This is a genomic window from Ruegeria spongiae (assembly GCF_023502395.1).
GTDB classification, from domain to species: domain Bacteria; phylum Pseudomonadota; class Alphaproteobacteria; order Rhodobacterales; family Rhodobacteraceae; genus Ruegeria_C; species Ruegeria_C spongiae.
In genome coordinates, this window is sequence record NZ_JAMFMB010000038.1 from 1 (window position 1) to 22,518 (window position 22,518).

Here is a 22,518-nt window from a genome sequence, read left to right on the forward strand (position 1 = left end):
TTGCCCAGCCAGCAAAGGAGGGTAAATTGTCCGATCAGCCGGTTTATACAAGTCACAAAGACATTATCCGTGCAATGCGCCCGATACAGCGCAAAGCTGCCGCTCTGTTGATCTCGGATGTCCTCGCAAACACTCCGCCATCAAGTGTGATAGAGGCGCAGGGCCGATATCGTGAGCAGCTCGGTGAAGGCGGCCTTGTGGATGACGGGAGGGGGTGGCGGGATGACATTCGCGACACGTCGGTGTTTTGCCTTTTGCGGAACGGGTTTGCGAAGGGTAAGGCGGTCACGCTCCATAAATCCGATCAAACTCTGACCGGTTGGAGCGCGGACGAAGCGTCATTGCGCCAGGCTGCGGCTCTGGAAACGGAGTATGGTGGCAATCTCAGGCAGCTGAAAATCCGAATGGCGATGGTCAGAGATTTTGAAACTATCGGTCAGGGTCTGGAAGCGGTTTATGTCTATACGGACAGCAGATTGGATCAAGCTGGCTATGCCTGCTGCAAAATCGGCAGGCATGACAGCAGCGACGTGAATTCGGTCGCGACCCGTATCCTTGAACAATATGGAACCGGGAGCGCGGGTCTCCCTGTGCTGCGATACCTCCTCAAGACGGATGATGCGACAGCTCTGGAAACCAAGCTGCACCGGCTATTCTCCAAACACCGGCTGAAAGACGCCTTTGGAACCGAATGGTTCGGGATGAACTATCGAGACATTGAGATGGTCACGAGAGATCGCTGGTGGCAATCGAATAGATGGCGCTCCGTCCCCTGAGTAGAGAGCGGTCTCTTGCGTTGGAACGGAATAGGAAGGGTTTTTTCCTCGTGGATTGGATGAGCTGCGGGGAAGTCAGGCTTAACTCTCCGGCACCCACGGCTCGCGCCCGACCATCCGATCCGCTTCGGCGGTGATGTCGTTCATATGCTGCTCCAGGTTTTGCCGCAGCGCCTCGATTTGGTCTTCGCTGGCCTTGCGCGGCACTGTCTCTGTCCATTCCCGGCAGATCAGCACACCCTCGTTGCGCCAGGGGCGGGGCAGCAGCAGGCGGTCCCAGGTGCCTGCCTCAGTCGCATGGCGGCTGGAATAGGTGATGCCAAAGACCCGCTTGCCCGAACTGCGCGCCCAGACCAGCGGCACCGTCGACGAAACCCGTTCCGGCCCACGTGGACCATCGGCGGCGATTCCGATCGAGATGCCCTGTTTCATCTTGCCCAGCACCGCCCTCGACAGAGCCACATGACGGGTGCGGCTGGACATGGCGATCGTGTCCATCCCGAACAGTTTCTGCACCCGCCCGACCATACTGCCCGCCCGCGCCGCTGAAGTGATCGAGCAGATACGTGCCTTGTCCAGTGGAAAGAAATAGGGCGATTGCGCCAATCGTTGATGCCAGAGCACCACGATCACCGGTTCGCCCTGGTCGACCAGCGCGTCCAGTTCCTCATACCCGATGCGCTGCCAACTGGAATGTTTGCGCACCAATCGGATATACCAGGCGATCCGGCGCGCGGCCCAGTTCAGGACCGTTTCGCTGTCGGCGATCTTCTTGCGCAGGCTCACGTTTGCTTTCTCCGAAAAACCGGTCTTTGTCTTACCCGATCATCACAGCAGCGCAATCTGTTTTCTTGGCCGCGCCGAACGGGCGGGTGAAAATTTCTGCATCAAGCGGTCGAAACCCCCTTGAGTCCCGCGCGCCGCTGGCCTATTCCAAGCGCGGCCTTAGGGGTATAGCTCAGTTGGTAGAGCGACGGTCTCCAAAACCGTAGGTCGCGGGTTCGAACCCTGCTGCCCCTGCCATTTAAAATCAACAATTTGCTTCAGATTTTTGGGCCCAACGCGCCGTAGTTTGTGCGTTTTGCAGAATATCAGCGTGAATCAGGGCTGCGGTCAGGCTTCAGGCGGGGCAACCCCGCAGGTTTCGGGGGCAGGGTCCTAGAGGCAGGCGGCCATCAGGCGATAGACGATCTGGGCAGCGGTAAAGTCCCAGGCGGTGTTGCCATCAGGCGCCAGTTCCACCACGTCAAAGCCGACACAGGTGCGGCCGCTCAGCGCGTGTTCGACCAGATGCAGCGCCTGATAATATCCCAGACCACCGGGCACCGGCGTGCCGGTGGCGGGCATCAGCGACGGGTCCAGCCCATCAACGTCAAAGCTGACATAGACATGCTCGGGGAAGTCCTCGGGCAGATCGACCTTGTGGAAATCATGGGTCACCAGATCTTCGGCATCATGGTAGAAGACGCCATGCGCGGTGCGGTTTTCGACCTCTTGCTGGCAGAGGGCGCGCACGCCGAACTGCGCCAATCGCACGCCGTCCTCGGCCAGCAGATGCATGACCGAGGCATGGCTGTGTTTTTCGCCCTGATAGGCAATGCGCAGGTCGGCATGGGCGTCGATCTGCACGATTCCCAAAGGCTTGCCCAAGGCGCGCGCGACACCTGTGGCCGCGCCATAGGTCAGCGAGTGCTCGCCTCCCAGCGTGATGGGAATTGCCCCTGCGCGCACCGCTGCTTCGGTCCGTTGAGCCAGATCTTCCATGATATCGGGTAGCGCGCCGGTGCAATCCAGCGCTCCTTCGGTGAAGATACCGGCGGTGCAGGGTTCGTGGCCATTGCAGAGCCGCTCCAGCTCGTTGCTGGCGGCGATGATCGCCTCTGGCCCGCGCGCGGTGCCCGAACCGTACGAGACAGTACGCTCCAGCGGCACGGGGATCACGCGGAACCGGGCGGTGTCACGGCGCTCGGCCTCGGTCAGTTCGCTGTCGAGGAAGATGCTCACGAGAGGCGCTCCTTGAAATCGTCATATCCGAATTGCTTGACGATCCGCAGAGCGTCGGTTTTGGAGTTCCACAGCGCGATGGCGGGCAGGGGAACGCCGTTGAACGTGTTGGTCTTGACCATCGAATAATGCGCCTGATCGAGAAAGGCGAAGCGTTGTCCGATCTGCAGCGGTTCCGCCCACGTGTAGTCGCCGATCACGTCACCGGCCAGACAGGACGGCCCGCCGAGGCGGTAGGTAAGACCTGTTTCGGCTTCATCCATCAGGGCCGGGCGATAGGGGGCCTCGATCACGTCGGGCATGTGGCAGGTGGCCGAGATATCGGTGATGGCAAGGTCCATGCCATTGGTCGGCAGGTCGAGGATTTCGCCCACCAGAATGCCCGCATCCAGCGCCACCGCTTCGCCGGGTTCCAGATAGACCTCGAGATGGTGTTTTTCGCGGATTGCCCTGATGAAGGTGATCAGTGCCTCGCGGTCATAATCGTCCCGTGTGATATGGTGACCACCGCCTAAGTTCAGCCATTTCAGGTCTGCGAGGACCGGGGCGAGTTTCGGCTCCACCGCGGCCCATGTCCGCGCCAGCGGTTCGAACCCCTGTTCGCAAAGCGTGTGCATATGCAACCCGTCCACCCCGGCAAGGGTGTCGGCGGTGAGCTGTGACACTGGCGTACCAAGCCGCGAGCAGGGGGCGCAGGGGTCGTATTTGGGGACCTCGCCTTCGGAATGTTCGGGGTTGATGCGCAGCCCGACCTGAACGTTTGCGGCCTGCGTTTTGGTTGCGAAACGATCCTTTTGCGCCGGGCTGTTGAAGATGATGTGATCCGACAGGGCGAGAATTTCGTCGAGATCCGCATCTTTGTAACCGGCGCAGAAGGTGGCGACTTCACCGCCATACTCTTCACGGCCCAGCCGCGCCTCGAAGATACCGCTGGCACAGGTGCCGCCGAGATGTTGTCGGACAAGCGGGGCCAGCGCGAACATGGAAAACGCCTTGAGTGCGCTCAGAACATGGGCGCCGGAGCGGGTGCCGACCTCGGCGAGGATCGTCAGGTTGCGTTCGATCGCCTGTTCGTCGACGACAAAGCAGGGCGAGGGAACACGGGTCAGGTCGAAGCGGCGAAACGCCCCGGCGTCACCCGCTTGTGTGGTCATCATGTCTGCCATGCCGCCTCCGCGTGTGGTGGGGGCGGATTGGGGGCCAGCCCCCAAACCCCCGAGGTATTTTGGAACAGAAGAAGGGGCGGGCGGGCCGCCCGTGCCTGCCGGGTCAGAACCTGACCGGGCCGTCGAGTTCATGAACCTGCCAGGGCAGGCCATGGGTGTTGAGCATGTCCATAAAATCATCCGGGTCGAGCTGTTCCATGTTCCACACGCCCGGCTGCGTCCAGTTGCCTTTGAGCACCTGCGCCGCGCCGATCATGGCCGGGACGCCGGTGGTGTAGCTGACGGCCTGACTGCCGACCTCGGCATAACAATCCTGATGGTCGCAGATGTTGTAGATGTAGTAGGTTTTCTCGCCCGAGCCGTCCTTGGCCTGACCGGTGGCGATGTCGCCGATGCAGGCTTTGCCCTTGGTTTCCGCGCCCAGATCGCCGGGATCGGGCAGCAGGGTTTTCAGGAACTGGATCGGGATGATTTCCTTGCCGTCATGCATCACCGGGTCGATGCGGGTCATTCCGACATTTTCCAGCACCTTGGCGTGGGTGATATAGGCGTCGCCGAAAGTCATCCAGAAGCGGGCGCGTTCGATCTCGGGGAAGTGGGTGGTCAGTGACTCCAACTCCTCGTGATACATTTGGTACATGTTCTTGGGGCCGATGGCAGGAAAGTCGTATTCAACCTTGGTGGTCATGGCCGGGCTGGTCTGCCACGCACCGTTTTCCCAATGGCGGACCTCGGCCAGCACTTCGCGCAGGTTGATCTCGGGGTTGAAGTTGGTGGCAAACTCCTGATCGTTGCTGCCGCCATTGGCGTCCAGCACGTCGATCTGGCGGATCGTGTCGAGCTTGTGTTTCCTGAGCCAGGTGGCGAAGACGGATGTGACGCCGGGATCGAAGCCCGAGCCGAGGATGGCGGTCAGACCGGCGGCCTTAAATCGGTCCTGATAGGCCCATTGCCAGTGATATTCGAACTTGGCCACGTCTTCGGGCTCGTAATTGGCGGTGTCCAGATAGTGGCATCCCGCCTCAAGGCAGGCATCCATCAGCACCAGATCCTGATAGGGCAGGGCGAGGTTCACGAGAATCTCGGCCCCGGTTTCGCGGATCAGCGCAACGGTGGCAGAGACGTCATAGGCATCCAGGGCGGCGGTCTTGATCTCGACGCCCACCCGATCTTTCACTGCGGCGGCAATCGCGTCGCATTTCGACTTGGTCCGGCTGGCCAGAGTGATTTCGGTGAAGATGTCGCTGTTCATCGCCATCTTGTGCACGGCGGCGTGGCTGACGCCACCCGCGCCCACAACCAGTGTCTTGCCCATGGAAATTCTCCTCTGGCTCAGGGGTTATTCGTAGTAAGTGTACCCGTTGATGCTGTCGCGATAGGCGTTCATCAGGGTCTTGCGGTCCTTGGATTGCAGAGTACCGGTTGAGATCGCCTCGTCCACCATTTTGCGGAAGGCGGCGACGCAATCGGCCGGGTCAAACTCGACATAAGACAACACTTCGGAAATCGTGTCGCCCTCCTGCTCGTGCAGCAGGTCAAACCCGCCATCGGGGCGCAGGTCGATGGTCACCACATTGGTGTCGCCAAATAGGTTGTGCAGATCACCCAGCGTTTCCTGATATGCACCGACAAAGAACACGCCCATGTAATACTCATCCGCTTCGGGCAGGGAATGCACCGGCAGGCTGGGAGAGACCCCGTCGGACAGGATGAACCGGTCGATCTTGCCGTCGCTGTCGCAGGTGATGTCAGAGAGCACCGCGCGCCGGTCCGGGGTCTGGTTCAGCATCTGCAGGGGAACGATCGGGTGCAACTGGTCGATGGCCCAGACATCGGGCAGCGACTGGAACAGCGAGAAGTTGCAGTGATAGATATCGGCGAGTGTCTTGAGCTCGTCATCGACATCCGTTTCGCCCTCGGCCGCCGCCACCAGCGCCTTGATCCGTGCCATCAGCGACAGGTAGATGCGTTCGGCCCGCGCCATCTGACGCAGATCGACATAGCCGCGGCGAAACAGCGCGCGCAGTTCGTTGCGATAAAAAGACGCGTCGTTCCAGCATTCCTGCAGCCGCTCGGCGCTGAGATAGCCATTCACCGCCGCCAGATCGCTGAGCAGATGATGGTCATCCGGCTCGACCTCGGGCGCGCTGGGGGCGTCATAAAGCGTGCTTTCGAGCACGTTGAACACCAGCATCGACGAGGTCGCCACCACCGCGCGCCCGCTTTCGGTGACCAGTGTCGGGTGCTTGATCCCGGCTTCGTCCATGGCATAGGACACGGTTTCCACCACATTGGCGCAATATTCCTCGACCGTGTAGTTGATCGAGTTCTCGGTGGCTTTCTTTTCGCCGGTATAGTCCACGCCCATGCCGCCGCCCAGATCCAGATGGGTCAGCGGCACGCCTTCGCGCGTGAGTTCGGTGAAATAGCGGCAGGCCTCACCCACCGCGCGGCGTACATCGTTCACGTCCGGCACCTGGCTGCCCAGATGCGAATGCTGCAGCTTCAGGCAATGACTCAGCCCGGCATCGCGCAGCTTGTCCACGACGGCGACCAACTGGTCGGTATTCATACCAAAGGCCGAGCGGTCGCCCGAGCTTTCCTCCCATTTGCCGCTGATCTGGTTGGTGAGCTTCACGCGCACGCCCAGCAGCGGCTCAATCCCCAACTCCTTGTAGACCTCGATGACAGTGTCGACCTCGCGCGGGCTTTCCAACACGATCACCGTGTTGAAACCGATCTTGCGGCTGAGGATGGCAAGGCGGATGAATTCGGCGTCCTTGACGCCATTGCACACAATCAGCGCCTCACGCGCCAGCCGATGCGCCAGTGCGATCACAAGTTCCGGCTTCGATCCGGCCTCAAGCCCATAGCTGTATTTCTGACCGAATTCGACGATCCGGTCGATCACCTGCGCCTGCTGATTGACCTTGATCGGAAAGACACCACGATAGCGCCCCTTGTAGCCGACCCGGGCGATAGCGTCGGCAAAGCTTTCATTGATATGGGCGATCTCGTTTTCCAGGTACGAGCTGACGCGCAACAGCATCGGTGCCTTGATGCCGCGCTGGTCCAGATCCTGCAGAATGCCCGGCAGGCTGATGGCCGGGGTCTCGGGCGATAGTGGGTTCAGAAGCCCGATCTCGCCTTCGTCGGTGACCACGATCAGGTCCTTGCCCCATTTGTCGACCGCATAGACCGAATGCGCGGGATCCTGGTTTTGTTTCGACACGCGCTGCCCTTCCGTCCAATTCGTCACCTTGCCCGCGCGTTTAAGCGAGGGGGTCGATTCTTCCAATACCCAAACCATTTGCCGCGCGCGCGATTCTTTTGCCCTGCAACACGGAATTCGGCGTCAATACGGCGGTTTAGTGGCCCTTATGGGGGTTGACCCTGCGTCAATATTCGCACCTGTTGCTGAAATACACTAGTGAGAGAACAACCATTCCTTTAGAAAACTAAGGTCCAAAGGGGGCACAACAGAACAGGGAATTGAATATGTTGCGCCGTCTCATTGTCCCTTTGGCAATAGTCTTTCCGCTGTGCGCTGCTGCGCAGACAGATGTCCCTGTTTCGGGCAGCGATGCCACAATCACGGTTTCACGAAACGCTCAGGACGTCGCGCTGCCTTCGCCGTTCACAGATTTGACGCGCAGCACCCAGCCCAAGGCGAGCACCGGGTGGCTCAACCCGCTGCAGAAGCTCGGCTTGAGGACCAAGCGCAAAGCGCCTGCGCCAAACAGTCAGCAGATCGCGGTGGCAACCACTGCGGAGCCTTCACCACCGACGAGCGTGCGCCGCGAGGTGGTCAGGGAAGACGCGGTTGATGCGAGGCATCCGGCGGCCTCCTCCACCAGTTCAGCGGGTTTTCTCGCCAAGCTGTTCAAGCGGGATGGCGCGGCCGAGGCGGAACCGTTCCGGCCCTTCGCCAAGCTGCTGACCCGCGACAACGAGGGCGGCGATCCGGCGACCCAGTTCACGCTGGGCAGCGGCCGTTCGGGCGAATTGCTGACCTCGGATGGCGAGACCGGATCGCTTTACAGCGCGTTTCTTGGGGTCGGCCTGGGGCCCGATGTCACATTTGGCGGTGATGAGACGGGCAACGCATCCAGCGCGCTCAGCCTTCTGGAAAAGAAGCCCAATCACGACTGGCCGGGCAAGTCGCCCTCTGCCGCCTATGGTCCGGCGTCGAGCGGGCAGGGCATCAACGCTGGCAGTGAGGACCGCCCGATGACACCTCTGGGCATCAATCTGAGGTTTTGAGATCACGCCACCCCGGCCCCTGACACGAAAAGCTTTTGCAGACCGGCCTGGCCTGTTAACCTTTCGTTAATAACAATAACAGCGGGCAATCAGGGCAATGTATACGGGCTTTAGCGGCACGTTCGTCATATCCTGGGCACAGACGGAACTTGATGGCCTTGGGGCCGCTCCACTGGATACACTCACCGACGGGGTGGTTTGGTCATGGCGCGGCGAGGCCGTGCGGGTGGATGAACCCGGTGGTCTGTGTGACACAGGACAGACGGGCAACGAAGACGCACATCGCAGAAACGCGGCGGACCGGGTGCACCGGATGGTTGGTGCCGGGGTCGAGCAGACCAGCGACAACGGTTCCGAGCCGGGTGATCGCCTGATGGACCGCAGCTTTGTGGTCACCGACGGAGCGCAATGTTTCACCATCACGCTGATCGATGCCGGTCGCGGATCGCAACCGCTGTTGATGTTCCACAACGGGATACCGCCACGCGGGACCGACCTGCATGTGGTGCAGCACCGTTTCGACGCATGGCCGGGGCCAAGCATGACCCCGGCCTCGGGCGGTGTCATCTGCTTCACGCCGGGCACGCGGATTCGCACGCCTGACGGTTTCCAACTGGTCGAGGATCTGCGCGAGGGTGATCTGGTCGAGACCCGCGACAGCGGCGCGCAAGAAATCCAGTGGGTCGGCAAGCGGCGGATGAGCGGCGCGCGGCTTTTTGTGATGCCGGACCTGAGGCCAATCCGCTTTGCTGCCGGGGCGTTCGAGACCGACCGCCCCGATGCCGAATTGCTGGTCTCGCCCGAGCACCGGATGCTGCTCAAGGGTCAGGCGGCGCGGGCGCTGTTCAACACGCCCGAAGTGCTGGTGCCCGCGCGGCAACTGATCAACGGGTCCAGCGTCACTGTGGACCTGCAGGCGCGCGAGGTCACCTATGTGCACCTGCTGCTGCCCGCGCATCAGATCATCTGGGCCAACGGGGTCGAAACCGAAAGCTTCCATCCGGCCAGCGCCGCGCTCTCGGCCCTGACCGAGCACGACCGCGCCCGGTTGCTGCAACAGCGGCCATCGCTGGAAAGCAACCCGGACAGCTATGGCGATTTCGCCCGCCGCGCGCTGTCGGACACCGAAGCGGCGCTACTGATGCACGAAGTGGCCTGACGCCGAAGCGGCGTCAGGCTGGCTGCAACCCCTCGCTGAGCCGCCTCAGTAGATCCTGCAACCGGTGCAGTTCCTCGGCCGTCAGGCCGGTGCCCTCGACCATGCAGGCGGTGATCTCGGGCGCTTTTGCATGCAAGGCGCGACCGCCCCGGGTCAGGTGCACAAAGACCTGCCGCTCATCCGTTTCGCCGCGCCTGCGCAGAACACGGCCCAACGCCTCCAGCCGTTTGATCAGCGGGGTGGGCGTGCTGGTGTCCATCCGCATTTGGCCTGCCAACGCACCCACCGATTGGCGGCCAATTTCCAGACTGTCGCCCAGGCCAATGATTGCTGGAGGGCGTGACCCGCAGGGTCAGTCCATGTGGTAGAGCGATTCGTAGATCGGTGTCAGCGTCTTGTCCTCGAACAGCGACGACACCGAGGTGCCGTTCCAGATGTTCAGGATCGCCTGGGTGAAGATCGGCGCGGTGGGCACGATGCGGATATTGCTGGCTTTCGAGATCGCTTTGGTGGGTTGGATCGTGTCGGTCAGAACAAGCGATTTCATCACCGAATTTGTCACCCGTTCCACAGCCGGGCCGCTCATCACACCGTGGGTGATGTAGGAGTGGACCTCCTTGGCGCCCTTGTCCATCAGCACCTGCGCCGCTTTGCACAGCGTGCCTGCGGTGTCGCAGATATCGTCCACGATCAGACAGATCTTGTCCTTCACGTCGCCGATCACTGTCATCTCGGCCACTTCACCGGGGTTCTCGCGGCGTTTGTCGACGATCGACAGCGGCGCGTTGATGCGCTTGGCCAACTCGCGGGCGCGAGCCACGCCGCCCACATCCGGCGAGACCACCATCAACTCGTCCATCTGGTCCTTGAACTGGGTTTTCACGTCCAGCGCAAAGATCGGGCTGGCATAGAGGTTGTCGACCGGAATGTCGAAGAACCCTTGAATCTGCGCCGCGTGCAGGTCCATGGTCAGCACCCGCTCGATCCCGGCGCCGGTCAGCATGTTGGCGACCAGCTTGGCGGAAATCGGCGTGCGCGCCTTGGTGCGGCGATCCTGGCGGGCATAGCCGAAATAGGGGATCACGGCGGTAATCCGGTCAGCAGACGACCGGCGTAGCGCGTCCGAGATGATCAGCAGTTCCATCAGGTTGTCATTGGCCGGGTTCGAGGTCGGCTGGATGATGAACATATCCTCACCGCGCACGTTCTCGAACACTTCGACGAAAATCTCACCATCGTTGAAGCGCTCGACCCGTGCTTCGACCGGGGCCTGATCGACGCCGCGGTACAGGCTCATCCGTCGGGCGATCGCGTCGGCCAAAGGTTTGTTGGCGTTCCCAGCGATCAGCTTGGGTTCGGTCGGTGTCGGCATATGTGGAATCCCCGAGGCAGCGGTGTCGAATGTGACAGATTCGTGATGTTGACACCGCTTAGCATGGGCGTACCGTCCGGCAAAGAGAGCGTGATGGAGAAAGTGACGATGGCCGACATTGACTACTTTTTTGCGACACTGTCGCCCTATTCCTACCTCGCCGGGACCCGGTTGGAAGAGATTGCCGACCGTCACGGGGCGACCATCACCTACAAGCCGGTGGATATCGTGACGCTGTTCGGACGAACCGGCGGCACCCCGCCGAAAGATCGGCATGTGGCGCGTCAGGAATACCGCCTGCAGGAATTGCGCCGTCAATCCGACAAGCTGGACATGGCGCTCAACCTGAAACCGGCCCATTGGCCCACCAATGCCGCGCCATCGTCTTATGCGATCATCGCCGCTTCCAAGGCGGGTGGCGGCGATCTGGGTGGGCTTTGCCATGCGATCCTGCGCGCCTGCTGGGGCGAGGAGAAGGACATCGCCGATGATGCGGTGATCCGGGCGTGTCTGGAGGGGGCGGGGTTCGATCCCGGTCTGGCCGACAGTGGCCTGCTGGTCGGCGCCGAAACCTATGCCGCCAATCTGGAGGAAGCGGTCGAACGCGGCGTATTCGGTGCGCCGTTCTACATCACCACCGACGATCAGCGGTTCTGGGGGCAGGACCAACTGGACGATCTCGACCGGCATCTGGCCGGGCGGGCGAAGTGACAGTCCTGCCAGCAGTGGCGCGAGGGTTGCATGTAAGGCGGCTTGGGCGTGGCACGCGGCAGGTGCTGGGTTTCCATTGCACCATGGCCCATTCCGGCGCGTTGCGGGGGTTGGCGCAGCATCTGGGCGAGGATGTCGCCGTGACAGTGCCCGACATGCCCTCGCATGGGCGCAGCCCGGATTGGGACGGGCAGGGCAGTATCCTGGATCGTATGATCGAGGCAGGCAGCGCTTTGCTGAGCGAACCGATGGACCTGATCGGGCACTCCTTTGGCGGGGTGGTCGCCCTGCATCTGGCGGTTCGGCACCCGGATCTTGTCCGCAGCGTCGTGCTGTTCGAACCGGTCTTCTTCGCGGTGGCCAAACAGGACCGGCCCGAAGACACGGTGGAGGATGCAAAAAGCATGCAGCCGGTGCATGACGCGCTTGCCGCCGGGGATCCGGAAACGGCGGCACGTCTGTTCAACAGGCTCTGGGGGGCAGGGGGGATCGGCTGGTTCAATCTTGCCGAGACAACCCGCGCCGCGATGACCCGCGGAGTGGCGATTCTGGCGGATGCCAAGGCCCAGATCACCCGCGATCCCCACGGGTTGCTGCGCCCCGGTGGGTTGGACAGCGTGACAGCGCCAGTACTGCTGCTGCGTGGGGCGCACTCACCGGCGATTACCGCGACGGCGAATGAGGGGCTGGCCCGACGTCTGCCGGATGCCGTCAACGCGGTTGTGGAGGGGACCGGCCATATGGCACCGCTGACCCATTCGGCCCGCGTAGCTGATGAAATCACGCGGTTTTGGTCGCGTCGCTGACCCGCAACGCGCGCCCGGCTAACGTCACGCAAACCTCACATCGGGCAGGGTGGCGTCGATCGATCCTTCACCTGCGCTCCTTGGGGCCTGCGTGTCGTAACAGACGTGGAACCGGACCCTGTGGCAGGGGTCTCGACCAACCGGTTGGCTGAGCGGGGGTGACGCCCCGAATCCGATCTGCGCACCAGGTGGCGCCGCCGACTTTAATGCACATGCACTCCCATGACGGGATGAGCCGCCCCGGCCAAGCCGGTGGCGGAGAAAAGCGCGTGCCTCACCGGAAAACTGCGAGAGGAAACGTCAGTCGAATTTGCGGCTGGGCGCAAGAACCATGGCTTCGCCGATGAGCACCTTCTTGCCATCCACCGAGCAATGGCAATCCAGCTTCACGCGGCGCTTGGAATGGTCGATATCGACCACCTTCACCTCGGCATAGACCATGTCACCGGGGCGCACGGGGGCGAGGAATTTCAGCGACTGACCCATATAGACCGTGCCATGACCCGGAAGCTGCTCGCCGATCACAGCCGAGATCAGCCCCGCCGTCAGCATCCCGTGGGCGATGCGGCCCTCAAAGATGGTATCGCGGGCATAATCGTCATCCAGATGCACCGGATTGCGGTCGGTCGAGACCTGAGCGAACATCTCGATGTCCTCATCGGTCACAACTTTGCGCAGATGGCGGCTCATGCCCATCTCGATATCTTCGATGCAAATTGTTCCGCGCGGCAGGTTATCCAACATGTCACCCTCGTCTTCCGCCACCATGGCGGTAATTAACTGACGTGATTCTGATCACATGGGTAATTTTATTACTTCGCACCTGCAGAAAATCAAGAACTTTCTGCACTAGCGAAGAAAACCGATCGTGTATGTGGGATTTGACATCTCGCGGGTCAGATAAGCCTCCAGCGCGGCGGGATCGGGATCGTGATGGGTGTTGGTCTCGGTCGCGGCCAGCCCGCCACTGATGAACAGCGAGTCGATGCCTTCGCCCATGCCGCCGGCAATATCGGTCAGCACGCCATCCCCGATGGCAAGGATTTCGGCATCGGGAATGTCATGGCCCAGGCTTTGCAACCGACGGCGGGCGAGGTCATAGATCGGCGGGTGCGGCTTGCCAAAATACAGGCTTTCACCGCCCATTTCGGTATAAAGCCTCGCCAGCGCACCGGCGCACCATTCCCGTACCTCGCCCCGGTCCACCACGATATCGGGATTGGCGCAGAGCAGCTTCATCCCCATCTGCTTGGCATAGAGGAAATCAGCCCGGTTCACATCCGGATCGGCCATCGGGTCGAAGGGGCCGCAACAGACGATGCCCTCGGCCTCGCGCAGCGGCACCCGTTCGATCGTGATCGGGCTTTCAAGGATATGCAGGGGTTCAAAAAACCCTGCGTCACGGCGCGGTTCCCCCATGAAATAGACTTTCTGCCCGACCGCGCCCCGGAACATGGCCGAGCGCGCGGAATCGCCGCTGGTGGCGATGGTGTCATAACAGTCGTGCGGCACGTTGAACCCGTCGAGCTGGGTCATGACACCGGCGCGGGGTTTGGGCGAGTTGGTGACCAGCACCACGATGCCGCCGCGCGCGCGATAGGCCTTCAATGCTGCAACCGCATCGGGAAAGGCGGTGACGCCATTGTGGACGCAGCCCCAGAGGTCGACGAACAATGCGCGGTACCGGTCGGACACGTCGCTCAGCGAGTGGATAATCTGGCTCATGGGGTCTCCTGCGCTAAATCCTGATCGGGATATGCCCGAACCCGGCGGCAATGGCCACAGGCTTGCGGGATCGCGGCTCTTTGATCCACGAGCGAGCGACCTTGCGCTATACTCAGGGTCGGAGCCAACACGGAGGGATTTCTTATGACATTCGACCGCCGCACGTTCCTTGCAACCGGCGCAGCGTCCGCCGCCCTGCCATTCACCGCGTCGGCCCAATTGATGCCATCGGGGGCCGAGATGCGCCAGCGCGCGCAGTCGCTGCTGGCGGCCCTGGAGGAGCCGCAGCGCGCGGCGGTGCTTTTTGGCTTCGATACGCCCGACCGGCTGGCCTGGAACTTCATGACCGGATCGCGCCGTGCGCCGGGGCTGGCGCTGGAGCAGATGACACCGGCCCAGAAGGATCTGGCGATGGACCTGCTTGCCACCGCTGCCAGCGCGCCAGGTCTTGAGAAAGCGATGAACATCATGCTGCAACAGGACATCCTGCGTGATGAATGGGGCAAAGGGTCAGCCGATCGCAACCGCGAACGGTTTTCGGTGCAGATCTACGGTTTGCCCTCGGAAACCGGCGCCTGGGCGTGGCGATGGGAAGGGCACCACCTGTCGCTGAGCTTCACGCTGCTGGACGACCGGGTGATCTCGACCACGCCGAGCGCGTATTCGTCAGAGCCCAACACCGTGCCTTCGGGGCCCTATCGCGGTCTTGTGGTGCTCAAGGATGAAGAGGCGCTGGCCCGCGCGCTTTATTCCGGGTTGAGCGACACGGCCCGCCAGCGCGCGCTGGTCTGGCCGCGCTCGCCGGGAAATATCCTGTCAAATGGCGGGACCGAGCAGGCTCTGTTAGCAGAACTGGCGGGCGTCGCATTGGGCGACCTGCCGCAAGGGCAGGCCGACATGGCCGCGCGGCTGGTCGAGGTCTATACCACCGAGGTGCTGCCCGCGCCGATGGCCGCCGCGCAGACGGACCTGAACGCGCAGCAGGATATGGCGGCGCTGCGTTTTGCCTGGGGCGGGGCCGATCTGGACGGCTCGATCTATTACCGGCTGACCGGGCAGGACATCCTGATCGAGTTCGCCAGCCTGCGCAATCAGCCCCTGCACCTGCACGCGGTCTTTCATGATCCGGCGCGCAATTTCGGACGGCATATGATCTAGAGGGATCAGCCGCGGTGCAAGTCGCGCAGCCACGCCTCGACGCGCCGGATGACGGTCCGGACCGCAGGCGCGAAGCGTTCCTCGTCATGGGTGACCAGCCATTGGTCATGGCTCAGATCGTCGATCGGGCGCGAGAGACGGGTCAAGGCTTCGGTTCGGTCACCGATGAAGCAGGGCAGTACCGTTCGGGCGGAACCGGCCAGCGCAAGGTCCAGCGCGTTGCGCGGATCGGTCACCTCGATGGCGGGCTGTCCGGCGCTGGTCTCGGCCACCCAGCGCGCCGACGGGGTTCGGCCCACAACCCGCGCCCATGTGGTCACTGCGGGATCTGAGGCATAAACCGCGAACGCCACCTGCCCGACCCGGCGGCAGGCCAGGCCGGTCTGCTCGGGGCGGCGGTTGCGGATGCCGATCACCGCTTCGCGGTGGCGGATGTCCAAAACGTGATCGGCGGCAATGAAGCGGATCGAGACATCCCCGCCGGTAATCTGCCGCGCCTGCTGGCAGAGCAGATGGGTCATCCAGGTGCCCGCCGAAAGCTTGACCAGCGGTTTGCGTTCCTTGCCTGCCTCCGAGAGCGGCGCGATACGGCTTTCGACCTCCGCGAGCTTTGCCAGTAGTGCCTCGCCCTCAGCGGTTAGCGCATATCCGCGCGGCAACCGAATAAACAGATCCATTCCCAGCCGCTTTTCCAAAGCTACCATGCGCCTTCCCAGTGTCGGGGCGCTTTTTTTGGTCATGTCCGATGCTGCTGCCAGCCCGCCCCCGCGCGCCACCGCGAGGAAGAGGCGCAGATCATCCCAATCCATCATCGTTTCATTCATGAAATGATAGCTACAATAACATTCGTGGATGTTCCAGATGCAGAGGTGCAGGCTGTGGGTAAAGCAAAGGAGACCACAGCGATGACCCTGTTTGAACCGAACACGAATCTGATGGGCATGGGATGCTGGCCAATTGGTGGCGAGATGCACAATGGCGATGTCTCGCTGGGCTATTCCCGCAGCGATGATGCGGAGGCGATCCGGGCGATCCATGCGGCGCTGGATGCGGGCATAAACCTGTTCGACACCGCTGCCGCCTATGGGGCGGGCCATGCCGACCGGCTTTTGGCCCAGGCGCTGCGCGGGCGGGGTGAGGCGATGATCGTCACCAAGATCGGGCTACAGGTCGACGAGGCAACCAAACAGGTAACCGCGCCCGATCCCGACCCGGCCCATGTCATGCCTGCCATCGACCGTTGCCTCGACCGGCTGGAGCGGGAGTGCATCGACATCCTGTTGCTGCACGTGAATGACATGGGCTTGGCAGTGGCAGAGCCGCTCTTTGATCAGATGGAGAGCGCACGCGCGGCGGGCAAGATCCGCGCTTATGGCTGGAGCACCGATTTCACCGCCAGCGCCGAGGCGATGGCGGATCGCGACGGGTTTGTGGCCGTGGAACATGCGATGAATGTCTTCCTGGACGCGCCAAGGATGCAGGCAGCGTTGGACGCGCGCGGATTGACGCCGCTGATCCGCTCGCCGCTGGCCATGGGGCTGTTGGGCGGGGGCTATGGCGCGGATAGCGTGCTGCCCGGCGATGATGTCCGGGCAAGCGACCAGAACTGGGTCGCGTATTTCCGGCACGGGCGTCCGAACCCGGAGTTTCTTGCACGGCTTGATGCGGTGCGAGAGCTATTGCAATCGGGGGGGCGCAGTCTTGCGCAGGGCGCGATCTGCTGGCTCTGGGGCCGGTCACCCGCATGCATTCCTCTGCCCGGCGCGCGAACTGCGGTGCAGATTCTCGACAGCGCAGGCGCTATGAGCCACGGCCCTCTGCCACCTGTGGTGATGACCGAAATCGAGACGCTGATGCCCCGCACCCCGGACTCAGAGGATCGGGCGCGGTAGGGGCATGAAAACCGCATTGGGCCGCGCTTTGGCGCGCCCGGTCTACATCTGCATGCCCATCTGCATCCGCATATGCAGATCGCCCAGAATCCAGACTGTTCCGAGGATGATGATCAGCAGGACCATGGTCGAGAACAGGATCAGGTCCAGGTCCTCGCGGCTGTCGCGGCGCCGGTCGATATGCAGAAAATAGGCCAGTTGCACAATCAGTTGCAGCAGGCCCAGCACCCCGATGGCGAGATAGACATAGGGCGTCTGCGGCCCGTAGAGATGCCCGATGCCAAAGGCCGTCAGCGTCAGGGCCAGCGCAAACAGGAACCCGCGGATGTAGCGGCTGCGCTCGCGCGCGTGCTCGGCGTGTTTGTCATCCATAGGCCAGCCCTCCGAAATAGACGATGGTGAAGATACCGATCCAGATCAGGTCGAGGAAGTGCCAGAACAGGCCGAACCGCATCAGCCGCGACTTGATCTGGTCGGTTACCCCGATCACCCGCATCTGGATCATCAGGATCACCAGCCACAGGCAGCCGGTCGCCACATGCAGCCCGTGCAGCGGCACCAGCCCGTAAAAGGCCGAGAGGAACCCGCTGCGCTGCGGCACACCGCCCTTGGCGGCCATATTCATGAAATCCATGATCTCGAGCGTCAGGAACCCAAGCCCCAGCAACAGCGTCGCAACCAGCCACAGATACACGCGCCCCAGCCCCAGATGGTATTTCAGCGCCAGCGAGGCGAGCCCCACGGTCATGGAACTGGTCAGCAGCAAAACGGTCTGGGCAAACAGGCTGCGCAGGTCGAACAGCTCATGCGGGCCGGGGCCACCCGCCTGGGCGTCGATCATGGTGATATAGATTGCGAACATCAGGCCGAAATAGACCAGATCGCTCATGATGAAGACCCAGAAGCCGAACTGCGCGGTCTCGACCCGTTGCTGATGCCTGGGGTCGATATCGCCCAGATTTATGCCGGGATAGGTCTGGTGGTCGGAATGGCTCATGTCGCGCCCTCCATGTCGGGCCGGGCATAGCCCAGATTGGCGGGCGCGGCCTCGTCATCGCGGTCCACGGCGGGGGTGCGCGCCACCAACGCGAGCCAAGCCTCATGCTCGGCTTTGACCTGCGCGGCGGGGATCACCACCTCGGTCTCGGTGGCAAAGGTCCAGACGATCACAATGAGCAGCATCGCGACCGTAACCCCAAGCGCCAGCCACCAGATCCACCAGACCAGCGCGAACATCCACACGCCGCTGAGCACACAGAGCAGGAAACCGATCGAGGTGTTTTTCGGCAGCTCGATATCGTCGTAACCGGTGGGTTTCAGGTAAGCGGTGCCGCTCTCCTTGGCCTCGGCAAAGGCGTCGCGGTCGCGCACCTGCGGCAGGACGGCGAAGTTATAGGCGGGGGGCGGGGCCGGGATCGACCATTCCAGCGTACGCCCGTCCCAGGGATCGCCCACCGGCACCCGGTTCTGGGCGCGGTCGCGGATGCTGACATAAAGCTGCACCAGAACCGACAGCAGCCCGCAAAGGATGATCAGCGCGCCGATCACGGCGGCGATCATATAGGGCTGGAAACTGGGGTCCTCCCAGTTGAACGACCGGCGCGGCATGCCCATCAGGCCGACGAAGTAAAGCGGCATGAAGGTGAACAGGAAGCCCACCACCCAAAGAGCCACGGAAATGCGGCCCCAACGTTCGTTCAGTCGAAACCCGAAGGCCTTGGGGAACCAGTAGTTGACGCCTGCCAGCATCGCAAACAGCACGCCGGGCAGCAGTACATTGTGGAAATGCGCCACCAGGAAGAGTGTGTTGTGGACCTGGAAGTCGATGGTCGGGTTGGCCAGGATCACACCGCTGAGGCCGCCGATCACAAACAGGATCAGGAACCCGATCCCATAGAGCATCGGCACCGACAGCCGGATGCGGCCGCGATACATGGTGGCCATCCAGTCATAGACTTTCACGCCTGTCGGGATGGCGATCAGCATGGTGGCCACGCCAAACACCGCGTTGATCAGCGCGCTTTGACCCATGGTGAAGAAATGGTGCAGCCAGACGGTAAAGCTGAGCACCGCAATCGACATGGTGGCGATCACCAGCGAGACATAGCCGTAAAGCTTCTTGGCCGAGAAAGTGGCGAAGACCTCGGAATAGATGCCATAGGCGGGCAGCACCAGCAGATAGACCTCGGGGTGGCCGAACAGCCAGAACAGGTTGGCATAGTTCATCATGTTGCCGCCCAGATCATTGGTGAAGAAGTGGAAATCCAGATACCGGTCGGCGGCCAGCAACAGCGCGGCAACCCCCAGCGGCGGCATGGCAAAGATGATCAGGATCGAGGAACAGATCACTGTCCAGCAGAACATCGGCAGCCGCATGAAGCCCATGCCGGGCGCGCGCATCTTGTAGATGGTGACGGCAAAGTTGATGCCGCTGAGCGTGGTGCCAATGCCCGACACAACGATGGCCCAGATCCAGTAATCCGGCCCCACTCCCGGGTTGAAGGCGGCACCGGTATAAGGTGGATAGGCGGTCCAGCCACCGGTGGAAAACTCGCCCACCACCAGCGACACCATCAGCATCATCCCGCCCGAGACGGTCAGGCCGAGGCTGATCTGGTTCATCACCGGAAAGGCCACGTCCCGCGCGCCGATCTGCAGCGGCATGATGAAGTTGATGAAACCCACCACAAAAGGCACGGCCACAAAGAAGATCATGATCGTGCCATGGGTGCTGAAAAGCTGGGCGAAATGCCCGGCCTCAAGGAAGCCATCACCGGGACCGGCGGCTTGCTGGGCGCGCATCACCACGCCTTCGAGCACGCCGCGCGCCAGCATCACCAGCGCAAAGACGATATACATGATGCCAAGCTTCTTGTGATCGGTGCTTGTCAGCCAGTCGCGCCAGAGCACCCCCCAAAGCCTGAAATAACTCAGCACGAACAGCACCACCGCCGCGCCGAGCACCAGAATGGCGCCGGCGGCATTGGCGACGATCTCGTTGGTGCCGGGGTTCTTGAGCAGCGCGGCGAGGGGCAGCGCGTCCCAGCTCAGGCGGCCGAAGAGAGTGGTCTCAAACGCGCTCATTGGCTGGTCTCCTGCCCATAGCTTGTGGTGCCCGGCTGATCCGCGCGGGGCAGGGCCGTGTCACCGTGATAGCGATGCACGATCTTGTCGAAGAGCTGCGCGTCGGGCAGCGTGAAATACAGCGCATTGTCGGGCATGTCAGCAGTGCCGAGCGCCTGCTGCACCTCGGCCCGGTCGGTGCGCTGGGCGAGGATGCGGTAGGTGGCGTCATCAAGCACCCGGCCTGTGCTGCGCACGGTATCGACCCAGTTCTGGAAATCATCCGCCTGCATCGCCACCGCGTCGAATTTCTGACCCGTGAAGCCGCGCCCGTTATATTGCGTGTTCTCGCCCTGCATACGGCCCGGCTCGCTCGCGGCCAGATGCAATTGGGTGGTCATGCCGGGCATGGCATAGATCTGCCCGCCAAGGGCGGCGATCAGGAAAGACTGCATCACCGTGTCGGTAGTCAGTTCCATGGCGACCTGGCTGTCCACCGGCATACCCATCTCGCCCACCGTGGCGATGCCCAGTTCGGGATAGATGAACAGCCATTTCCAGTCGAGGCCGACCACCTGCACCTCTACCGCCGGATCGGTGCCGAAATTGGCGGCATAAGGATCAAGCCGATGGGTCGCTTTCCACAGATAGACCGACAGGATCGCCACGATCAGCACCGGCACGGCCCACATGGTGGTTTCCAGCAACGGCGAGAAGTCCCATTTCGGGCGGTAGGCGGCAGAGGAATTCTTGCGCCGCCGGTAGCGCCACACGATCAGCGGCACCAGCAGCAGGACCGGGATCACCGCGATCATGATCAGGGCTGTCGCGCGGATCAGGTGCTCTTTCTGCGCCAGTGCCACCGGGCCTTGCGGGTCGAGAAAGCTGTTGCTGTCCGCCAGCGCGGGCATTGCCGCAAGCAAGAGTGCCGGGACAACCAGAACTGGCAGGGCCGCTGAGGGCCGGGCTGATTTCATCACGCTTACCCGCCTTACTATGTCACTGATCCATTTGGACTATCGGGGCAGGGGCCCGAATTCTCAAGCCTTTTTCGTGGGCGGATCGTGATCGTGGCCGACGGGTGGTTCAACCGCGCCGGTCCATCAGGCCATACCACCCATAGATGAGCGGCAGGATCATCCGTCGCCAGCGGCCAAGTTCGAACCGGCGCAGCGGTCTTGTCATGAGTGCCGGCGTGTCGGGGCCGCGCCCGGTGATCTGTGCGGCCAGCAGCGCGCCCGCGTAGCTGCCCATCGCCACCCCGTTACCCTGATAACAGAGCGCGGCCCAGGCGCGTGGCATGCCGGGGACCGGACCGGCAAAAGGGGTCAGGGTGCGTGAGAGGCAGACCAGTCCGGACCAGTGATGGGTGATCTCGACATCCGCCCAGGCCGGGAAGAAGCGGGCGAAATCCATTTGGGCCCGGGCGAATGTCGCGGCATCGCTGGCTTTGGTGCAGCGCCATGCGGCGCGCAGGCCAAAGAGCATGCGGTTCTCTGGCAACAGGCGGAAATAATGCAGCAAGTGGCGGCTGTCATAACACATCTGACGGCTGGTCCAGCCCTGCGCGGCCAATTCGCCCTCGGTCAGGGGGCGGGTGGTGATGATGGCGGACGGTACCGGCAGATAGCGCCCGCCGAGCCAGGTCGGCAGCGTGTCGGAACTGTAGCCATTGGTCGCAATGATCAGGTTTGTCGCCCGCAACTCGCCTTGTGCGGTTTGCAACAGGTGTCTGCCGTCGGGCGGGGTGGTCAGCTTCGTCACATGGCTGGTGCCGTGAATGCGCGCCCCGGCTTTATCGGCGGCTTTTGTCAGCCCGGTGACGTATTTCATCGGGTTGAGCGCGAAGCCCACCGGCGTGGTCAGGGCGGCATGAAATTCGGGGCTGGCGAACCCGTTGGCCGCCAGCGCTTCGCGGGGCAGGTAATCGGCCTCGACGCCAAATGTTTCGCGCAATTCGCTGATCTGACCGCGCAGTGCCTGTGCGGCGTGTGGCGAATGGGCCAGCAGGGTTTCACCTTGCGAATGGGTGTCAGCCTCGATCCCGCACTCGCTCAGCCGGGCGCGGACGAATTCCACGGCGTCGCGTTCGGTACGCAAGTAGGACAGCGCCGCTACGCGCCCGACCTGTCGGGTCAGATCGGCAAAATCGGCGGCGGAACCACCAAGGCAGCAGAACCCGCCATTGCGCCCCGAGGCACCCCAGCCGGGTTGTTCGGCCTCAAGCACCACCACATCCTGCCCCGCGCGGGCCAGCTCAAATGCGGCGTTCAGCCCGGTATAGCCCGCGCCGATGATGGCGGTGTCGCAGCTTTGCCCTCCGGCAAGTGGTGGATACTGCAACGACGGGGCGGTGGTGGCCCAATAACTGCCCGCGATGGGTTCCGGCCCATAGGCGCGATCCTCAAACAGCCGCATGGCCG

Annotated in this window: 22 protein-coding genes and 1 tRNA gene; 8 read left to right on the forward strand and 15 right to left on the reverse strand. The window is 62.4% G+C overall.

Features of this window, described 5'->3' with window-relative positions; translation table 11 throughout:
- A partial coding sequence (locus M3P21_RS19905; protein ID WP_249712950.1) for a GIY-YIG nuclease family protein occupies positions 1-776 on the forward strand: 776 nt, incomplete at its 5' end.
- A gap of 81 nt (positions 777-857) precedes the next feature.
- On the opposite strand, the gene M3P21_RS19910 is transcribed toward M3P21_RS19905, so the two are convergent.
- Positions 858-1,562 carry a lysophospholipid acyltransferase family protein gene (locus M3P21_RS19910; protein WP_249712953.1) on the reverse strand — a complete coding sequence of 235 codons (705 nt, stop codon included), beginning with the start codon at positions 1,560-1,562 and terminating at the stop codon, positions 858-860.
- Between the two features lie 161 nt (positions 1,563-1,723).
- Between M3P21_RS19910 and M3P21_RS19915 the strand changes: the two genes are divergently transcribed.
- Positions 1,724-1,799: transfer RNA gene (locus M3P21_RS19915), tRNA-Trp, on the forward strand.
- 135 nt (positions 1,800-1,934) lie between these two features.
- On the opposite strand, the gene speB is transcribed toward M3P21_RS19915, so the two are convergent.
- The 4 genes from speB to speA form a co-directional block, all read right to left on the reverse strand.
- Positions 1,935-2,780 (reverse strand): agmatinase, encoded by an 846-nt coding sequence (gene speB / locus M3P21_RS19920; protein WP_249712954.1) that lies wholly within the window; start codon positions 2,778-2,780, stop codon positions 1,935-1,937.
- Positions 2,777-3,946, reverse strand: a complete 1,170-nt coding sequence (gene nspC / locus M3P21_RS19925; protein ID WP_249712956.1) for a carboxynorspermidine decarboxylase — start codon at positions 3,944-3,946, stop codon at positions 2,777-2,779. Before nspC ends, speB begins: the two co-directional genes overlap by 4 nt.
- A 103-nt stretch (positions 3,947-4,049) precedes the next feature.
- Positions 4,050-5,261 (reverse strand): saccharopine dehydrogenase family protein, encoded by a 1,212-nt coding sequence (locus M3P21_RS19930; protein WP_249712958.1) that lies wholly within the window; start codon positions 5,259-5,261, stop codon positions 4,050-4,052.
- A gap of 24 nt (positions 5,262-5,285) precedes the next feature.
- Positions 5,286-7,256, reverse strand: a complete 1,971-nt coding sequence (gene speA / locus M3P21_RS19935) for a biosynthetic arginine decarboxylase (protein ID WP_283781071.1) — start codon at positions 7,254-7,256, stop codon at positions 5,286-5,288.
- 446 nt (positions 7,257-7,702) lie between these two features.
- Between speA and M3P21_RS19940 the strand changes: the two genes are divergently transcribed.
- Both M3P21_RS19940 and M3P21_RS19945 read left to right on the forward strand, forming a co-directional pair.
- Entirely contained in the window at positions 7,703-8,209 is a 507-nt protein-coding gene (locus M3P21_RS19940; protein ID WP_249712962.1) for a hypothetical protein, read from the forward strand.
- A gap of 97 nt (positions 8,210-8,306) precedes the next feature.
- Entirely contained in the window at positions 8,307-9,368 is a 1,062-nt protein-coding gene (locus M3P21_RS19945; protein WP_249712964.1) for a Hint domain-containing protein, read from the forward strand.
- Between the two features lie 13 nt (positions 9,369-9,381).
- Here M3P21_RS19945 and M3P21_RS19950 read toward each other — a convergent pair whose 3' ends face one another.
- Together M3P21_RS19950 and M3P21_RS19955 are read right to left on the reverse strand one after the other, a co-directional pair.
- Positions 9,382-9,696: a MarR family winged helix-turn-helix transcriptional regulator gene (locus M3P21_RS19950; RefSeq protein WP_373320086.1), complete on the reverse strand. Its 315-nt coding sequence runs from the start codon at positions 9,694-9,696 to the stop codon at positions 9,382-9,384.
- Between the two features lie 24 nt (positions 9,697-9,720).
- On the reverse strand, positions 9,721-10,740 hold the full coding sequence (locus M3P21_RS19955) for a ribose-phosphate pyrophosphokinase (RefSeq protein ID WP_249712967.1): 1,020 nt from the start codon (positions 10,738-10,740) through the stop codon (positions 9,721-9,723).
- A gap of 108 nt (positions 10,741-10,848) precedes the next feature.
- Here M3P21_RS19955 and M3P21_RS19960 point away from each other — a divergent pair, with 108 nt between their 5' ends.
- Together M3P21_RS19960 and M3P21_RS19965 are read left to right on the forward strand one after the other, a co-directional pair.
- Positions 10,849-11,451, forward strand: a complete 603-nt coding sequence (locus M3P21_RS19960) for a 2-hydroxychromene-2-carboxylate isomerase (protein ID WP_249712999.1) — start codon at positions 10,849-10,851, stop codon at positions 11,449-11,451.
- The gene (locus M3P21_RS19965; RefSeq protein WP_249712970.1) at positions 11,448-12,257 is read left to right on the forward strand and encodes an alpha/beta fold hydrolase; all 810 of its coding nucleotides are present in this window, start codon (positions 11,448-11,450) and stop codon (positions 12,255-12,257) included. Before M3P21_RS19960 ends, M3P21_RS19965 begins: the two co-directional genes overlap by 4 nt.
- Before the next feature lie 300 nt (positions 12,258-12,557).
- On the opposite strand, the gene M3P21_RS19970 is transcribed toward M3P21_RS19965, so the two are convergent.
- Positions 12,558-13,001 carry a MaoC family dehydratase gene (locus M3P21_RS19970; RefSeq protein WP_249712972.1) on the reverse strand — a complete coding sequence of 148 codons (444 nt, stop codon included), beginning with the start codon at positions 12,999-13,001 and terminating at the stop codon, positions 12,558-12,560.
- 105 nt (positions 13,002-13,106) lie between these two features.
- A complete protein-coding gene (locus M3P21_RS19975) occupies positions 13,107-13,982 on the reverse strand; it encodes a TIGR01459 family HAD-type hydrolase (RefSeq protein WP_249712974.1) in 876 nt (291 codons plus the stop codon).
- A gap of 144 nt (positions 13,983-14,126) precedes the next feature.
- On the opposite strand from M3P21_RS19975, the gene M3P21_RS19980 reads away from it, so the two are divergent.
- Complete coding sequence (locus M3P21_RS19980) at positions 14,127-15,140, forward strand: DUF3500 domain-containing protein (RefSeq protein WP_249712975.1); 1,014 nt, start codon at positions 14,127-14,129, stop codon at positions 15,138-15,140.
- Positions 15,141-15,145: 5 nt separating this feature from the next.
- Here the strand turns inward: M3P21_RS19980 and M3P21_RS22610 are convergent, their stop codons facing one another.
- Entirely contained in the window at positions 15,146-15,949 is an 804-nt protein-coding gene (locus M3P21_RS22610; protein ID WP_283781072.1) for a LysR family transcriptional regulator, read from the reverse strand.
- A gap of 96 nt (positions 15,950-16,045) precedes the next feature.
- Between M3P21_RS22610 and M3P21_RS19995 the strand changes: the two genes are divergently transcribed.
- A complete protein-coding gene (locus M3P21_RS19995) occupies positions 16,046-17,032 on the forward strand; it encodes an aldo/keto reductase (protein ID WP_249712977.1) in 987 nt (328 codons plus the stop codon).
- 42 nt (positions 17,033-17,074) lie between these two features.
- Here the strand turns inward: M3P21_RS19995 and M3P21_RS20000 are convergent, their stop codons facing one another.
- From M3P21_RS20000 to M3P21_RS20020, 5 genes are all read right to left on the reverse strand, one after another.
- The gene (locus M3P21_RS20000; protein ID WP_249712979.1) at positions 17,075-17,404 is read right to left on the reverse strand and encodes a cytochrome o ubiquinol oxidase subunit IV; all 330 of its coding nucleotides are present in this window, start codon (positions 17,402-17,404) and stop codon (positions 17,075-17,077) included.
- Positions 17,397-18,029, reverse strand: coding sequence for a cytochrome c oxidase subunit 3 (locus M3P21_RS20005; protein ID WP_249712981.1), 633 nt, complete (start codon positions 18,027-18,029; stop codon positions 17,397-17,399). Before M3P21_RS20005 ends, M3P21_RS20000 begins: the two co-directional genes overlap by 8 nt.
- On the reverse strand, positions 18,026-20,116 hold the full coding sequence (locus tag M3P21_RS20010; RefSeq protein WP_249712983.1) for a cbb3-type cytochrome c oxidase subunit I: 2,091 nt from the start codon (positions 20,114-20,116) through the stop codon (positions 18,026-18,028). The genes M3P21_RS20005 and M3P21_RS20010 overlap by 4 nt, the downstream gene beginning before the upstream one ends.
- Positions 20,113-21,072, reverse strand: a complete 960-nt coding sequence (locus M3P21_RS20015; protein ID WP_249713001.1) for a cytochrome ubiquinol oxidase subunit II — start codon at positions 21,070-21,072, stop codon at positions 20,113-20,115. Before M3P21_RS20015 ends, M3P21_RS20010 begins: the two co-directional genes overlap by 4 nt.
- A 109-nt stretch (positions 21,073-21,181) precedes the next feature.
- The gene (locus M3P21_RS20020; protein WP_249712985.1) at positions 21,182-22,513 is read right to left on the reverse strand and encodes an NAD(P)/FAD-dependent oxidoreductase; all 1,332 of its coding nucleotides are present in this window, start codon (positions 22,511-22,513) and stop codon (positions 21,182-21,184) included.
- Positions 22,514-22,518 lie beyond the last annotated feature (5 nt).

Coding starts and splice junctions, on each gene's coding strand:
- M3P21_RS20010 (WP_249712983.1), bottom strand. CDS start 20,116: ATGAGCGCGTTTGAGACCACTCTCTTCGGCCGCCTGAGCTGGGACGCG.
- M3P21_RS19955 (WP_249712967.1), bottom strand. CDS start 10,740: ATGCCGACACCGACCGAACCCAAGCTGATCGCTGGGAACGCCAACAAA.
- M3P21_RS19995 (WP_249712977.1), top strand. CDS start 16,046: ATGACCCTGTTTGAACCGAACACGAATCTGATGGGCATGGGATGCTGG.
- M3P21_RS19945 (WP_249712964.1), top strand. CDS start 8,307: ATGTATACGGGCTTTAGCGGCACGTTCGTCATATCCTGGGCACAGACG.
- M3P21_RS20015 (WP_249713001.1), bottom strand. CDS start 21,072: ATGAAATCAGCCCGGCCCTCAGCGGCCCTGCCAGTTCTGGTTGTCCCG.
- M3P21_RS20020 (WP_249712985.1), bottom strand. CDS start 22,513: ATGCGGCTGTTTGAGGATCGCGCCTATGGGCCGGAACCCATCGCGGGC.
- M3P21_RS20000 (WP_249712979.1), bottom strand. CDS start 17,404: ATGGATGACAAACACGCCGAGCACGCGCGCGAGCGCAGCCGCTACATC.
- M3P21_RS22610 (WP_283781072.1), bottom strand. CDS start 15,949: ATGGATTGGGATGATCTGCGCCTCTTCCTCGCGGTGGCGCGCGGGGGC.
- M3P21_RS19980 (WP_249712975.1), top strand. CDS start 14,127: ATGACATTCGACCGCCGCACGTTCCTTGCAACCGGCGCAGCGTCCGCC.
- M3P21_RS19975 (WP_249712974.1), bottom strand. CDS start 13,982: ATGAGCCAGATTATCCACTCGCTGAGCGACGTGTCCGACCGGTACCGC.
- M3P21_RS19970 (WP_249712972.1), bottom strand. CDS start 13,001: ATGTTGGATAACCTGCCGCGCGGAACAATTTGCATCGAAGATATCGAG.
- M3P21_RS20005 (WP_249712981.1), bottom strand. CDS start 18,029: ATGAGCCATTCCGACCACCAGACCTATCCCGGCATAAATCTGGGCGAT.
- M3P21_RS19960 (WP_249712999.1), top strand. CDS start 10,849: ATGGCCGACATTGACTACTTTTTTGCGACACTGTCGCCCTATTCCTAC.
- speA (WP_283781071.1), bottom strand. CDS start 7,256: ATGGTTTGGGTATTGGAAGAATCGACCCCCTCGCTTAAACGCGCGGGC.
- M3P21_RS19930 (WP_249712958.1), bottom strand. CDS start 5,261: ATGGGCAAGACACTGGTTGTGGGCGCGGGTGGCGTCAGCCACGCCGCC.
- nspC (WP_249712956.1), bottom strand. CDS start 3,946: ATGGCAGACATGATGACCACACAAGCGGGTGACGCCGGGGCGTTTCGC.